Origin of the sequence: Staphylococcus sp. GDY8P47P (assembly GCF_016892225.1) — a bacterium.
GTDB lineage: Bacteria > Bacillota > Bacilli > Staphylococcales > Staphylococcaceae > Staphylococcus > Staphylococcus borealis.
Map to the genome: position 1 here is coordinate 92029 of NZ_JAFENV010000007.1, position 15885 is coordinate 107913.

General features: G+C 34.3%; 13 protein-coding genes. 11 read left to right on the forward strand and 2 right to left on the reverse strand.

What is annotated here, in order from left to right:
• Positions 1 to 130: 130 nt before the first annotated feature.
• The 4 genes from JVV30_RS02510 (at position 131) to JVV30_RS02525 (ending at position 6520) form a co-directional block, all read left to right on the forward strand.
• Complete coding sequence (locus JVV30_RS02510; RefSeq protein ID WP_011276244.1) at positions 131 to 439, forward strand: metal-sulfur cluster assembly factor; 309 nt, start codon at positions 131 to 133, stop codon at positions 437 to 439.
• 463 nt (positions 440 to 902) lie between these two features.
• Positions 903 to 2729 (forward strand): acyltransferase family protein, encoded by a 1827-nt coding sequence (locus tag JVV30_RS02515; protein WP_070855095.1) that lies wholly within the window; start codon positions 903 to 905, stop codon positions 2727 to 2729.
• A gap of 591 nt (positions 2730 to 3320) precedes the next feature.
• Positions 3321 to 5930, forward strand: a complete 2610-nt coding sequence (clpB, locus tag JVV30_RS02520; RefSeq protein WP_204193297.1) for an ATP-dependent chaperone ClpB — start codon at positions 3321 to 3323, stop codon at positions 5928 to 5930.
• Between the two features lie 341 nt (positions 5931 to 6271).
• Positions 6272 to 6520, forward strand: coding sequence for an AbrB/MazE/SpoVT family DNA-binding domain-containing protein (locus JVV30_RS02525; protein ID WP_070855093.1), 249 nt, complete (start codon positions 6272 to 6274; stop codon positions 6518 to 6520).
• A gap of 316 nt (positions 6521 to 6836) precedes the next feature.
• On the opposite strand, the gene JVV30_RS02530 is transcribed toward JVV30_RS02525, so the two are convergent.
• Entirely contained in the window at positions 6837 to 7037 is a 201-nt protein-coding gene (locus JVV30_RS02530) for a YjzD family protein (protein ID WP_053029740.1), read from the reverse strand.
• 204 nt (positions 7038 to 7241) lie between these two features.
• On the opposite strand from JVV30_RS02530, the gene JVV30_RS02535 reads away from it, so the two are divergent.
• On the forward strand, positions 7242 to 8183 hold the full coding sequence (locus JVV30_RS02535; RefSeq protein ID WP_053029738.1) for a beta-ketoacyl-ACP synthase III: 942 nt from the start codon (positions 7242 to 7244) through the stop codon (positions 8181 to 8183).
• A 13-nt stretch (positions 8184 to 8196) separates the two neighbouring features.
• A complete protein-coding gene (gene fabF, locus JVV30_RS02540; RefSeq protein WP_053029735.1) occupies positions 8197 to 9441 on the forward strand; it encodes a beta-ketoacyl-ACP synthase II in 1245 nt (414 codons plus the stop codon).
• 78 nt (positions 9442 to 9519) lie between these two features.
• Here fabF and JVV30_RS02545 read toward each other — a convergent pair whose 3' ends face one another.
• Positions 9520 to 9897: a DUF3899 domain-containing protein gene (locus JVV30_RS02545; protein WP_204193299.1), complete on the reverse strand. Its 378-nt coding sequence runs from the start codon at positions 9895 to 9897 to the stop codon at positions 9520 to 9522.
• 245 nt (positions 9898 to 10142) lie between these two features.
• Here JVV30_RS02545 and opp3b point away from each other — a divergent pair, with 245 nt between their 5' ends.
• From opp3b to JVV30_RS02570, 5 genes are read left to right on the forward strand one after another with little or no spacing between them, the layout of a single operon-like run.
• The gene (gene opp3b / locus JVV30_RS02550; RefSeq protein ID WP_053029731.1) at positions 10143 to 11069 is read left to right on the forward strand and encodes an oligopeptide ABC transporter permease; all 927 of its coding nucleotides are present in this window, start codon (positions 10143 to 10145) and stop codon (positions 11067 to 11069) included.
• Positions 11069 to 12136, forward strand: a complete 1068-nt coding sequence (gene opp3C, locus JVV30_RS02555) for an oligopeptide ABC transporter permease (RefSeq protein WP_070855091.1) — start codon at positions 11069 to 11071, stop codon at positions 12134 to 12136. The genes opp3b and opp3C overlap by 1 nt, the downstream gene beginning before the upstream one ends.
• 17 nt (positions 12137 to 12153) lie before the next feature.
• A complete protein-coding gene (locus JVV30_RS02560; RefSeq protein ID WP_053029729.1) occupies positions 12154 to 13233 on the forward strand; it encodes an ABC transporter ATP-binding protein in 1080 nt (359 codons plus the stop codon).
• Entirely contained in the window at positions 13226 to 14170 is a 945-nt protein-coding gene (locus JVV30_RS02565) for an ABC transporter ATP-binding protein (RefSeq protein WP_053029727.1), read from the forward strand. The genes JVV30_RS02560 and JVV30_RS02565 overlap by 8 nt, the downstream gene beginning before the upstream one ends.
• A 26-nt stretch (positions 14171 to 14196) precedes the next feature.
• Positions 14197 to 15858 carry a peptide ABC transporter substrate-binding protein gene (locus JVV30_RS02570; protein WP_204193301.1) on the forward strand — a complete coding sequence of 554 codons (1662 nt, stop codon included), beginning with the start codon at positions 14197 to 14199 and terminating at the stop codon, positions 15856 to 15858.
• Positions 15859 to 15885: the final 27 nt, after the last annotated feature.

The window sequence follows — 15885 nt, forward strand, 5'->3', positions numbered from 1 at the left end:
GATACATTAAATCAACGCTATAGTGTCATTATAACGTCTTTAATCGTTTAGTGGTATCATAGCATTTTATTGGCGTTTTGTCGGATATTTGATATATTAGTGTAAAGATAAATAATGAGAGGTGATACTAATGGAAGAGGCATTAAAAGACAGTATCCTAGGTGCACTTGAAATGGTTATTGACCCTGAATTAGGTATTGATATCGTTAATTTAGGTTTAGTATATAAAGTGAATGTTGATGATGATGGTTTGTGTACAGTTGAAATGACACTAACTTCAATGGGCTGCCCACTTGGACCACAAATTATCGAACAAATTAAAACAGTATTAGCTGAAATTCCAGAAATACAAGATACAGAAGTTAATATTGTTTGGAATCCACCTTGGAATAAAGACATGATGTCAAGATACGCTAAAATTGCATTAGGCGTTGGTTAATTAATCGCTTAGAAACAATAGTACACGATGATGATGTACTATTGTTTTTTTATTTTAAATGATCTTAACTTTTTAATGATATCGATTCAAAGTTATATCTTCAGTGCGTATAGTGACAAAGTGATGTTAATAAATGACATAATTGTAATATAAATTGAATTTGTTTAAGCGTTATACTACAATACATAAGAATTACAATATAAAATGATTTAAATTGTACTTGCATTTATGAAAATTTATAATAAATGCGCCAAATTATATAAAATAATATTATAGTTCAAGCTCAGACATCTAAGTATAAAACTCGATTTAATCATACACATTAAAATATTAAAGAATATTAAGCTAAATCATATTCACTCATGTTGTTGATCATCGACTTTCGTTTTATCCTGATTTTCAGTGCTTTAGTAATTAATGAATTTATCAAAATTTATTATTTAATAGGGAAAGAATGTGAACAATGAAACAAGATTTTGAAAAAGGGAATCAACGTAAGACTAAAATGCGTTACATGCCTGGTTTAGATGGACTAAGAGCAATTGCTGTCTTAGGTATTATTATCTACCATTTAAACAGGAAATGGCTTACAGGGGGATTCATAGGTGTAGATACCTTCTTCGTTATTTCTGGATATTTAATTACAAGCTTGCTTTTAAAGGAATACGAAGAAAAGGGCATAATAAACCTGAAACAATTCTGGTTACGACGCATAAAACGATTACTTCCTGCAGTTGTTGCGTTATTAATCGTCGTTGGAATTGCTACATTAATATTTGAACCACAGGAAATTGTACGAGTTAAGCATGACATTATAGCCGCATTATTCTATGTGTCGAACTGGTGGTATATTGCCAAAGATGTTAACTACTTCGAGCAATTTTCATTTATGCCATTAAAACACTTATGGTCACTTGCAATTGAAGAACAGTTCTATTTGTTCTTCCCGTTCGTGTTAGTTATTTTACTCTTAACAATTAAAAAATATCGCAACGTCACTTTGATATTATGGATTATTTCTCTAGCATCTTTATTAACGATGGTCGTTATTTCTCAACCCAACGTTGGATATTCTAGAGTTTATTTTGGGACAGATACACGCTTACAAACATTATTATTAGGTGTAATATTAGCATTTTTATGGCCACCGTTTAAATTGAAAGCACATCCGCCAAAGGTGCTGCAACGTTCTATTGATGGAATCGGTATAATAGGACTTCTCATACTGATATACTTATTCTTCACAGTAAAAGATACGAGTTCATGGATTTATAATGGTGGATTTTATCTTATATCAGGTATGACGTTATTCGTTATTGCTAGTGTAGTACATCCATCTAGCATTTTAGCTAAAGCGTTAGGTAATCGCGTATTCGTTTATATTGGTAAACGCTCATACAGTTTATACCTATGGCATTTTCCTGTTATAAGTTTTATACACATACACTTTGTTGATGGACAGCTTCCAATCTATGTGTATGTTATCGATATCGTACTTACAGTATTATTTGCTGAATTATCATATCGATATGTAGAGACACCGTTTAGACGTGAAGGTTTCAAGGCATTTTCATTCAATCATCTAAAAAGACCTAAATTCATTAGAACGATCATATCAATAATAGCCTTAATACCAATAGTATTAATGTTTATTGGGGTCTTTGACCGTTTTGGAAAAGATGACATTGAAAATAAAGCAAATTCATTTAATACGAATGAGCAAGATAAATATTTAATCAGAATGATGCCTGGTGAAAATATAAAAATCGATGGTTCAAATAGTAATAGTAAAAGTAAAAAACAGGTGTATACCGATATAAGTCCATTACTCATTGGAGACTCAGTAATGGTAGATATTGGTGAGACATTTAAATCTCAAGTGCCTAAAGCAACGATTGATGGTAAAGTAGGTCGTCATTTACAAGAGGCGCTCTCAATTGCAGGCAATTATTCTAACTATAATAAACCTTCAGATAAAGTTGTTTTAGAACTAGGTACTAACGGTGATTTTACAGAGGAAGAATTAAATCAATTAATCAGTAAGTTTGGTAAAGCACAAATTTATTTAGTAAATACACGTGTACCTCGTGATTGGCAAGATAACGTTAATAAACAGCTTGCTAATGCTGCTAAAAAGCATAAAAATGTAACCTTAGTAGATTGGTACCAACGCTCTGCAGGACATCCTGAATACTTCGCACCAGATGGCGTTCACCTTGAAAATAGTGGTGTAAAAGCATTATCTGATGAAATAATTAAAGCGATGAAGAAAAATTCGAATAATAAATAAGATATGCTAAGCGTTTGAATCAAAAATAAACAGTTGAGCTATGTAGCACATGCGCTCTAACTGACTAAATTGAGAATGCACTTTTAATTAACTCAATACTAGTCATCTGTGTGAGACTGAGACGATGAATTCGATAAGAATTCCGTTTCGGTCTCTTATTTAATTTGACGATAATTTGATGTTTATACCAGAAGGAACTGTGATAAAACATAGCATAAAAGCGTCTGGGACATAAATAATATAATGAGGCTATTTTGCAAATTCGCAGTAGCTGACTGAACTGAGAAGGCGCTTTAACAAAGCTTTTCTCAGTTCTAGTCATCCTTGCGGGCGGGGCTCCAGCAAAGAGAATTTCATCAAGAAATTCTACAAGCAAAGCAAGTTGGGAGAGGGACGACGAATTTAAAAGAATTCCGTCCCACTCCCGTCAAACATGCGTGTACAAGCTATTTCAGAAAAATAAAAAAATGAGTATAACTGTTGATTAATCATTTAAGAGGGTCTATAATGTAATTAAGGTCAAAGAAAGTCAAAGTCAAAAACAAAGAAGTACTTGGCCTTGCTCTTATCAAATCAATAGGGGTGAAAAATTTGGATATTAATCAAATGACATATGCAATTCAAGGTGCATTACAAAAAGCCATTGAATTGAGTAAAGAAAACGAATTACAAAACATTGAAATCGAAGCAATTTTAAAAGGAACTTTAGAAGAAACTGATAGTTTATTTAAAAGTATATTAGAACGCGCAAATATCGATACAGATAGATTAAATCAAGCATATAACGAAAAATTAAAAAAATATCCCTCAGTACAAGGAGATAATATTCAATATGGACAATATATTGGTTCAAAATCGAATGAATTATTAAATAAAGCTGAATCATATATGAAAGAATACGAAGATGACTATATCTCAATGGAACACGTCCTACGTGCTGCGATGGATATCGATGATACAACAAAACAGATTGTTGGAAATAAAGAAGAAGTTGTAAAGGAAATTATTACTAAAGTTAGAGGGGGAAATCATGTGACTTCACAAAATCCAGAAGTAAATTATGAAGCTTTAGAGAAATATGGTCGTGACTTAGTTGAAGAGGTACGCCAAGGTAAAATGGACCCTGTCATTGGTAGAGATGAAGAAATTCGTAATACCATTCGAATTTTAAGTCGTAAAACGAAAAATAACCCAGTCTTAATTGGTGAACCAGGTGTAGGTAAAACAGCGATTGTTGAAGGCTTGGCACAACGTATTGTACGTAAAGACGTACCTGAATCATTATTAGATAAAACAATTTTCGAATTAGACTTAAGTGCCTTAGTTGCGGGTGCGAAATTCAGAGGTGAATTCGAAGAACGTCTTAAAGCAGTGCTTAAAGAAGTAAAAGAATCTGATGGACGAATCATCTTATTCATTGACGAAATTCACATGTTAGTAGGCGCAGGTAAAACAGACGGCGCAATGGATGCCGGCAATATGTTGAAACCGATGTTAGCACGTGGTGAATTACATTGTATCGGTGCTACTACTTTAAATGAATACAGAGAATATATTGAAAAAGACTCTGCATTAGAACGTCGTTTTCAAAAAGTTGGTGTAAGTGAATCAGACGTAGAAGACACAATTTCAATCTTACGTGGCTTGAAAGAACGTTACGAAGTATATCACGGTGTACGCATTCAAGACCGTGCTTTAGTAGCAGCAGCTGAATTATCAGATCGCTACATTACTGATAGATTCTTACCTGACAAAGCCATCGACTTAGTCGACCAAGCTTGTGCCACAATTCGTACTGAAATGGGCTCAAACCCAACTGAATTAGATCAAGTGAACCGTCGTGTCATGCAATTAGAAATTGAAGAAAGTGCATTAAAAAATGAATCTGATAATGCTAGTAAACATCGTTTAGAAGAACTACAAGAAGAACTTTCAAATGAAAAAGAAAAACAAGCATCATTACAATCTCGTGTTGAACAAGAAAAAGAAAAAATCGCAAAAGTACAAGAAAAACGTGCTGAATTAGACCGTAGTCGTCAAGCTTTAGAAGATGCACAAACTAAAGGCGACCTTGAAAAAGCAGCTGAATTACAATATGGTACAATTCCTCAATTAGAAAAAGAGTTAAAAGCATTTGAAGAAGCGTATCAAGATGAACAAGGTGACAGTGAACGCATGATTCGTGAAGTCGTTTCTGACGAAGAAATTGGCGACATTGTAAGTCAATGGACTGGTATTCCAGTTTCTAAATTAGTTGAAACAGAAAGAGAAAAATTATTAAGTTTAAGTGATATCTTACACGAACGTGTGGTAGGTCAAGATAAAGCGGTAGACTTGGTATCTGATGCTGTTGTAAGAGCACGTGCGGGTATTAAAGATCCTAATAGACCAATTGGTAGTTTCTTATTCTTAGGACCAACTGGTGTAGGTAAAACTGAATTGGCTAAATCATTAGCTGCATCATTATTCGATTCTGAAAAACATATGATTCGAATTGATATGAGTGAGTATATGGAGAAACACTCTGTTTCTAGATTAATTGGTGCCCCTCCAGGCTATGTAGGTCATGATGAAGGTGGTCAATTAACTGAAGCGGTTAGACGTAACCCATACTCAGTAATCTTGCTTGATGAAGTTGAAAAAGCGCATAGTGATGTATTCAACGTGTTACTTCAAATCTTAGATGAAGGTCGTTTAACTGACTCTAAGGGACGTAGTGTTGACTTTAAAAACACAATTATCATTATGACTAGTAACATCGGTTCTCAAGTATTACTTGAGAATGTCAAAGATACAGGTGAAATTACTGAAGATACTGAAAAAGCTGTAATGGATAGCTTACATGCTTTCTTTAAACCTGAAATCTTAAACCGTATGGATGATATTGTATTATTCAAACCATTATCTGTTAACGACATGAGTATGATTGTTGATAAAATTTTAACGCAATTAAATATTCGTTTAATGGATCAACGACTTTCTATTGAAGTTTCTGATGACGCGAAAAAATGGTTAGGTGAAGAAGCTTACGAACCACAATTTGGTGCAAGACCATTGAAACGTTTTGTACAACGTCAAATTGAAACACCATTAGCACGTATGATGATTAAAGAAAGTATGCCAGAGAGTACTTTAATTAAAGTAGATTTAGATGGCAACGATGCGTTAACTTTCGATGTACAAAAGCCTGAAAATGAATAATGAATGATTATGGGAAACCTAGAGAGTGTGATGCGCACTTTCTAGGTTTTTTTGTGGGAAGTTTAGTCATTTTCTGGATAGTGTTGGTTTCGCTTGCCCTAGGCATGGCTTAAGCCAATGGTTAGTGAGGGTAAGCAATTCATCGCTTTAGAAGCCTTTTTCAAAGTCTTGTAAGTTGTGATGAATTGCTTTTTGATTAGAGTATTGTCTTAATCTGATGCTATTCCTAGAGGCGTCTCACCCACACTATTTGAGAAACAATATGTAAGATAACAAAACATATGCTTAAGTAAGTACATTTTATATAATAATATTAAGCGAAAAGAAAGTTGCGATCTAAAATGAACCCCGCAAAAGTGTTTAAAAATGGTAATAGTCAAGCAATTACTTTAAATAAACATATTTTAAAGCAAGCTGATTTGGAGATTGGTGATGATTTAGATATATATGTCACTAATGACGGAAAGGTTGTATTTTCTAAAAAGGAACTATCAATAAAAGAACAAATTCATAATTATTATAAAAATGGCGGTATATATAGTGAAGAGGAAATGGATTATGGACAAGATGTAGGTAAAGAAAAATGGTAAGTCAGTTTGAATAATAAAGATTGATTTGAACCCTGTAAAAGGAATTAAAAAAGGTAAGGTATAGGACCTGTTTAATTATAAGTAACACATATATTAATCATTACACTGGGGTAATTTGGATAATGACTATTACAAGTAGAAAGCAACGTTACTTTTCAGACATAGTGATGAAAAATAGATTAGCATTATTGATGGGGTACTGAAGGGCATCCAGAAGTAGTTTAGGTACTTTATTATCAAATTAAAAAAGCGATAAATGAAACAGTGTACTTGTTTCACTTATCGCATTTGTTTCTTTAATAAACATGCTATGTTATTAAATATGTCTGTTACCTTGGCGGGTAAAGTCATCTGGTTTTATCATTGCACCTAAAATAGCAATAACAATTGTAAAGACAACTGCTAGAATTAATGGCGTAATAAAGTTTAATGATCCACCGCCATTTAAACTATTCAATACAAAGTTAACCATTTGTAATAGAATGACTGCCCAAATAAAAGTTACGAGGTATTTCATACCGATGACCTCCATAATTTATATACTTCCATTTTAATGTAAAGTAGTCGTTTTGTATAGAGATAGCAAATAACTGATTATACTTTGTACTTTTTTATTTAGTAGAAAATCATCATCTTGAAAGGGTAACTACTTGAGTAGAGATAAAAAAGTGTGTTAAATTAATACCTGGTATTAAAAATTGAAGTAAGAAGGTGTACGTTCATGAACGTAGGTATAAAAGGATTTGGTGCATATGCACCAGAGAGAGTCGTTGATAACGCTTATTTCGAAAGTTTTTTAGAAACTTCAGATGAATGGATTTCTAAAATGACTGGTATTAAAGAAAGACGTTGGGCGAGTGAAGAGCAAGATACATCTGATTTAGCATTTGAAGCTAGTAAAAAAGCGATTGAAGATGCAGGACTCACACCAGCTGATATAGATATGATTATTGTGGCAAGTGCTACTGGAGATATGCCATTTCCATCAGTTGCCAATATGTTACAAGAAAAATTAGGTACGCGTAAAGTACCTACTATGGATCAATTAGCAGCTTGTTCTGGATTCATGTATTCAATGATAACGGCAAAACAATATGTTCAATCAGGCGACTATAAAAATATACTTGTAGTCGGTGCAGATAAATTATCTAAGATAACAGATTTAACAGACCGTTCAACAGCCGTTTTATTCGGTGATGGTGCTGGTGCAGTAGTTATTGGTGAGGTTTCAGAAGGCCGAGGTATCATTAGTTATGAAATGGGATCTGACGGTACCGGTGGAAAATACTTATACTTAAATAAAGATACTGGTAAACTAGTTATGAACGGACGAGAAGTCTTTAAGTTTGCTGTAAGAATTATGGGTGAAGCCTCAACGCGTGTTGTTGACAAGGCAGGACTAAAATCTGATGATATTGATATGTTTATTCCTCACCAAGCAAACATTAGAATTATGGAATCAGCACGAGAAAGACTTGGTATAGAGAGAGAAAAGATGAGTGTATCTGTTAATCGCTTTGGTAACACATCTGCTGCCTCAATACCATTAAGTATTTCACAAGAATTAGAGAATGGAAGAATTAAAGATGATGACACACTCGTGTTAGTAGGTTTTGGTGGTGGCCTAACATGGGGCGCTATGGTTATCAAATGGGGTAAATAGGAGGATTTAATGTATGACTGAGAATAAACGAGTTGTAATTACTGGTATGGGTGCATTATCACCTATTGGCAATGATGCCCAAACAAGTTGGGAAAATGCCTTAAAAGGTGTTAATGGTATCGATACAATTACTAGAGTAGATACAGAAGATTATAATGTTCACTTAGCAGGTGAACTTAAAGATTTTAATATTGAAGATCATATCGATAAGAAAGACGCACGCCGTATGGACCGTTTCACTCAATATGCGGTAGTTGCAGCACGTCAAGCAGTTGAAGATGCTAAGCTAGATATCAATGAAGAAACTGCTAATCGCATTGGTGTATGGATCGGTTCAGGCATTGGTGGTATGGAAACGTTTGAAACAGCGCATACGACGCTTCAAAAGAAAGGACCTAGACGTGTAAGTCCATTCTTCGTACCAATGTTAATTCCTGATATGGCAACAGGTCAGGTATCGATTGATTTAGGTGCAAAAGGACCAAATGGTTCTACAGTTACAGCATGTGCAACAGGCACTAACTCTATTGGTGAAGCTTTTAAAATCATTCAACGTGGCGATGCAGATGCGATGATTACAGGTGGTACAGAAGCGCCGATTACGCATATGGCACTTGCAGGATTCAGTGCTAGCAGAGCATTATCTACGAATGATGATAAAGAAACAGCTTGTCGTCCATTCCAAGAAGGCCGCGATGGTTTCGTAATGGGTGAAGGTGCCGGAATTTTAGTGCTTGAATCATTAGAATCTGCACAAGCGCGTGGAGCTCAAATCTATGCTGAAATTGTTGGTTATGGTTCAACTGGTGATGCTTATCACATTACAGCTCCAGCACCTGAAGGCGAAGGGGGCTCACGCGCAATGCAAGCAGCACTTGATGATGCGGGTATTGAAGCAAAAGATGTTCAGTATCTAAATGCACATGGTACGAGTACGCCTGTTGGTGATATGTATGAAATTAGAGCAATCAAGAATACATTTGGAGAAGCCGCTAATCATTTAAAAGTTAGCTCAACTAAATCAATGACTGGTCACTTATTAGGTGCTACAGGTGGTTTAGAGGCTATCTTCTCAGCATTATCAATTCGTGATTCTAAAGTTGCACCAACGATTCATGCCAATACACCAGATCCTGAATGTGATCTTGATATTGTTCCAAATGAAGCGCAAGATTTAGAAATTACTTATGCAATGAGTAATAGCCTTGGCTTTGGTGGTCATAATGCAGTATTAGTATTTAAAAAATTTGAAGATTAATATCATAAAATAGCGAAGTTGGGACGACGAATTTAAAAAGAATTCTGTCCCACCCTCGCTATTTTTTTTGCCTTTTTATCAATAAAAAATGGAAATGATGATTGTTAATACAAAGTATAAGCTATTGATGATTAGCGCAGGAAAAATCCATGATGATATAAAATAAACCTCTTTTTTGACTTGTGAAGGATTAAAAAACGCATCATGTTTCATTGTCTTTTTCTTTGCACGTGAAGACATTTGATAACGAATACGTCGAAAACCATAACTTGTAGCGTCGAAAATGCCTTCTTGAACTAATAAAATAATGAAAACGAGTATAAAGACTATAAGTGATAGATAAAATAATGTATTTATGTATGAAATAAAGGAATGGTTAGAAAAGATTAACCAAATTATCAATGTAATCATAGGAGTACTTAACAACCAGAGCCCCCAACTTTTTTTATGTTTCATTTGTATACCCCCTGATGAAGTTAATACTAGTTTAACGTATTCGTATAAAGAATAATATCTTAAATCTAAAACATCGGATTATAATATCAAAAACAGTAAAAAGAACATTTATTTTACAATTCAATTTTTAAATATTGTGAAAATTATATTGCAATTGTATGAAAATTGTATATATAATATTACTAAATATTTCTGAAAATTTTGAAGGGAATGTTAATTTTGAAAATTCAAAAGGGGGCGGAGTAATGACGCGATATGTTTTAAAACGATTGGGGTACATGTTTTTGTCGCTGTTTATCATTATTACGATTACATTTTTCTTAATGAAAATGATGCCAGGTTCACCGTTTAATGATGCAAAATTAAGTGCTGAACAAAAGGCTATTCTTAATGAAAAATATGGATTAAATGATCCGGTTGCCGTTCAATATCTTCATTATTTAAAGAACGTTGTAACAGGGGACTTTGGTTATTCATTCCAGTATCATAATCAACCGGTATGGGAGTTAATTAGACCGAGATTGATTCCATCAATGGAAATGGGTATTATCGCTATGATTATAGGTATAATTTTAGGTCTAATCCTTGGTATTGCAGCTGCAACTAAGCAAAATACATGGGTAGACTATACAACTACTGTGATTTCAGTTATCGCTGTATCCGTACCATCGTTCGTTTTAGCCGTACTTCTACAATATGTTTTTGCGGTGAGATTAAGATGGTTCCCTGTTGCTGGTTGGGAAGGAATTGCTACAGCTGTATTACCTTCACTTGCGCTATCTGCAGGGGTTATGGCAACAGTAGCAAGATATATACGAGCTGAAATGATAGAAGTTTTAAGTTCGGATTACATATTATTAGCAAGAGCGAAAGGGAATTCTTCTTTGCGTGTGCTATTTGGGCATGCATTAAGAAATGCACTCATACCAATTATTACCATCATAGTACCGATGTTAGCAGGAATTCTAACAGGTACGTTAACCATTGAAAATATATTTGGTGTTCCGGGATTAGGGGACCAATTCGTAAGATCGATTACGACAAATGACTTCTCAGTTATTATGGCTACAACAATTTTATTCAGTACTTTATTTATTGTTTCAATCTTTATCGTAGATATTTTATACGGAATCATTGACCCAAGAATTCGTGTACAAGGAGGTAAAAAGTAATGGCAAATGATAAATTTGAAAAGCCATTTGATGATCATTCAAATGCGGCTATGACACATACCTCTGAAGGCATTGCAGCTTCTGATTTCGTAATGAGAGAGCTTGATTTAAATAGAGAACCAGAAATGCAAAGAGAAAGTAAAAACTTCTGGCAAGATGCCTGGACCCAATTAAAAAGAAATAAATTGGCTATTGTAGGATTAATCGGATTGGTTTTAATTGTTATTATGGCTTTTATTGGTCCTTTATTAAGTGATCATGATTATGCCGAACAAGATGTCTCAAGACGAAATTTACCTGCTAAGATTCCGGTATTAGATAAGGTACCTTTCCTTCCATTTGACGGAACAGGCGCAGATGGAACAAACGCATATAAAGATGCAGGCGTTAAAGAAAATTTCTGGTTTGGTACTGATCAATTAGGTAGAGATTTATGGACACGTACATGGACAGGTGCTCAAATTTCATTATTTATCGGTGTAGTAGCTGCAGTACTAGACATTTTTATTGGTGTTGTATATGGTGCAATATCCGGTTTCTTCGGAGGACGGGTAGATAATATCATGCAACGTATTCTAGAAATTATTGCATCTATTCCTAACTTAATTGTCGTAATTTTATTTGTACTCATATTTGAACCGTCTATATGGACAATTATCTTAGCGATGTCGATTACCGGATGGTTAGGAATGAGTAGGGTAGTTCGTGGGGAATTCTTAAAGTTAAAAAATCAAGAATTTGTGATGGCATCAAGAACATTAGGTGCATCAAAATTCAACTTAATTTTTAAACATATTTTACCAAATACGTTAGGCGCAATTGTTGTAACTTCAATGTTCACAGTGCCAAGTGCCATATTCTTTGAAGCATTCTTAAGCTTCATTGGGATCGGTGTACCAGCACCACAAACATCACTTGGTTCATTAGTTAATGATGGACGTGCTATGTTATTAATTCATCCACATGAACTATTTATTCCTGCAACAGTATTAAGTTTGCTCATCTTATTCTTTTACTTATTTAGCGATGGTTTACGCGATGCATTTGACCCTAAGATGCGTAAATAAAAAAGGAGGCAAAGGTTATGTCAGAAAGAGTTTTAGAAGTAAACGACTTGCATGTTTCCTTTGACATTACGGCAGGGGAAGTGCAGGCAGTTAGAGGCGTAGATTTTTATTTGAACAAAGGGGAAACGTTAGCAATAGTAGGCGAGTCTGGTTCGGGTAAATCAGTAACGACAAAAGCAATCACTAAATTATTCCAAGGGGATGTTGGAAGAATAAAAAAAGGTAAAATTGATTTCTTGGGCGAAGATTTGGCCGTCAAATCTGAAAATGAGCTTATTAAATTACGTGGTAAAGACATTTCAATGATTTTCCAAGATCCAATGACATCGCTTAATCCGACGATGCAAATTGGTAAGCAAGTTATGGAACCACTTATCAAGCATAAAAATTATAATAAGGCGGACGCTAAAAAACGTGCGCTAGAAATATTGAATTTAGTAGGATTACCTAATGCAGAAAAACGTTTCAAAGCGTATCCACATCAATTCTCTGGTGGGCAAAGACAAAGGATTGTTATCGCAACAGCTTTGGCTTGTGAACCGAAAATATTAATCGCTGATGAACCAACGACTGCCTTAGACGTTACTATGCAAGCACAGATATTAGATTTAATGAAAGAATTGCAACAAAAAATTGATACATCAATTATATTCATAACACATGATTTAGGTGTTGTAGCAAATATTGCAGATAGGGTTGCTGTCATGTATGGCGGACAAATGGTGGAAACCGGGGATGTAGATGAAATCTTCTATGATCCAAAACATCCGTATACTTGGGGATTACTGTCATCTATGCCTGATTTAACTACGAGCAATGATACAGAATTAATTGCAATTCCAGGGACACCTCCTGATTTACTACATCCACCTAAAGGGGATGCATTTGCTCGACGAAGTCAATATGCTTTAGATATTGATTTCAAACAAGAACCACCATGGTTTAAAGTATCACCAACTCATTTTGTTAAATCTTGGTTATTAGACGAAAGAGCGCCTAAAGTAGCACCACCAGAAATGGTGATGAAGAGACAGCGCCAAATGCCTAATAATTACGACAAACCACGTCAAGTAGAAAGGGTGTCGTTCGATGGATAAGAATAATGAAATATTATTAGAAATTAAAAATTTAAAACAATATTTTAATGAAGGTAAACGAAATGAAGTAAGAGCCATAGAGGACATCTCTTTTGACATTTATAAAGGGGAAACACTAGGGTTAGTTGGAGAGTCAGGATGTGGTAAATCAACAACAGGAAAGGCAATTATTAAATTAAATGACATCACGAGTGGAGAAATTTTATATGAAGGTCAAGATATTCAGAAAATTTCTAAACGTAAAGATTTATTAAAATTCAATAAAAAAATTCAAATGATATTTCAAGATCCATACGCATCTCTTAATCCTAGGTTAAAGGTAATGGATATCGTTGCTGAAGGAATTGATATTCATAAATTAGCTAGTGGTAAAAAAGATCGTAAACGACGTGTATATGATTTACTTGAAACAGTAGGTTTAAGTAAAGAGCACGCAAACAGGTATCCTCATGAATTCTCAGGTGGACAAAGACAGCGTATTGGCATTGCACGTGCGTTGGCCGTTGAACCAGAGTTTATCATTGCGGATGAACCAATTTCAGCACTAGATGTATCGATTCAAGCGCAAGTTGTTAACTTAATGTTGAAACTACAACGAGAACGAGGTATTACTTTCTTATTTATCGCACATGACTTATCTATGGTTAAATATATTTCAGATCGTATCGCAGTGATGCATTTTGGGAAAATTGTAGAGTTGGGTTCTGCCGATGAAATATACTATCATCCATTACATGAATACACTAAATCATTGTTATCAGCCATTCCACAACCCGACCCAGATAGTGAAAGAACACGTAAACGTGTAGCATACAAAGATGATGAATCTAAAAATAGTGAGCGAAGCCTTCAAGAAATTAGACCTGGTCATTTTGTCTTTGTTACTGATGAAGAAGCGGCTCAATTAAAAGAACAGCATCTAACGCAAAGCGTTTAATACTGGGGAAGGAGGATGAAATTGTTATGAGAAAAATTAACTTTAAAGTGATTTTAGGTTTAATTGTAACTACTTTACTATTAAGTGCATGTGGTAAAGGTGGTGGATTATATGATGATAGTGGGCAAACATATCGAGTTGCCACTTCTTCAGATATAAATACACTTGATTCAACACTAGCTACTGATACAGTTTCATTTACGATATACAATCAAGTATTCGAAGGGTTATATTCACTTAATGGTAAAGATGAAGCTGTACCAGGTGTCGCAAAAGGACAACCTAAAAAGTCAAATGGTGGAAAAACGTGGACAATTAAATTACGTAAAGATGTAAAATGGTCTAATGGGGACCCGGTAACGGCACATGATTTTGTATTTGCATGGCGTAAAGCTGTTGATCCAGAAACTGCATCAGAATATGCATACATAATGTACGATTTGAAAAATGCAGAGGATATTAATCTAAATAAAAATGGTAAGAAACCTAAAGATTTAGGAGTAAAAGCATTAGATGATTACACATTACAAGTTGAGTTAACAAAACCAATTCCTTATTTCCAACAAATGTTAGCTTTTGGTACGTTTATGCCACAAAATGAAAAAGTAGTAAAAAAATATGGTAAATCTTATGGTACTACTGCTGATAAAACTGTTTATAATGGTCCTTTTAAAATTGATAAGTGGGCTGTAGAAGATAAAATCATGTTAACTAAAAATAATGATTATTGGGATAAAAACCATGTTAAATTAGATAGAGTCAACTATAAAATATTGAAAGATACACAAGCTGGTGCCTCATTATACGATACAGGTTCTGTTGATGTTGCAGGTATAACATCTGAACAAGTAGACAAGTATAAAGATAGTCCAGCGTTATTCAAACGTTTATTAGCATCTACATTCTTTTTGAAACTAAACCAGAAAGAACAACCAGAATTTAAAAATAAAGACATGAGATATGCGATTGCTCAAGCAATTAATAAAAAGGACTATGTTAATGAAGTGCTTGGTACAGGTGCAAAACCGTTTGATGGCTTTACTGCACGTGGAACAGCTAAAACACCAGATGGCAAAGATTATGCTGATACTGTAAATTCACCACTTAAGTACAATCCTAAAAAAGCAAAAGAACATTTAGAAAAAGCGAAGAAAGCACTAGGTAAAGATGAATTTACCTTCACATTAAATACTGAAGATACACCAGATTCTAAAATTTCTGCGGAATTTATTAAATCTCAAATTGAAAATAATTTACCAGGAGTAACGGTAAAAGTTAAGCAATTACCTTTTAAACAAAGAGTTCAAGCTGAATTGACGATGAATTACTCAATGTCATTATCAGGTTGGGGACCAGATTATCCTGATCCAATTACTTTCTTAGATACGATGACAACAGGAAATGCTCAAAACAACACTGGTTGGAGTAGTAAAGAATATGACAACTTATTAAAAAAAGCGAACGGTAGTTTACTACAAAAACCAAATGAGAGATTTGCTGCTATGCGCCAAGCTGAGGAAATTTTCTTAAATGATGCACCTGTAGCACCAATTTATCAAAAAGGTGCTGCTTCATTAAGAAATCCACAATTAAAAGGTATTGAGTATCACCAAATTGGTGGAGATTATTCATTAAAACATGCATATATGGACAAATCGATTGATAGAGAAACTGGTAAGAAAAAATAAAAATGAATAAAGCGTGTCAAAATGCAG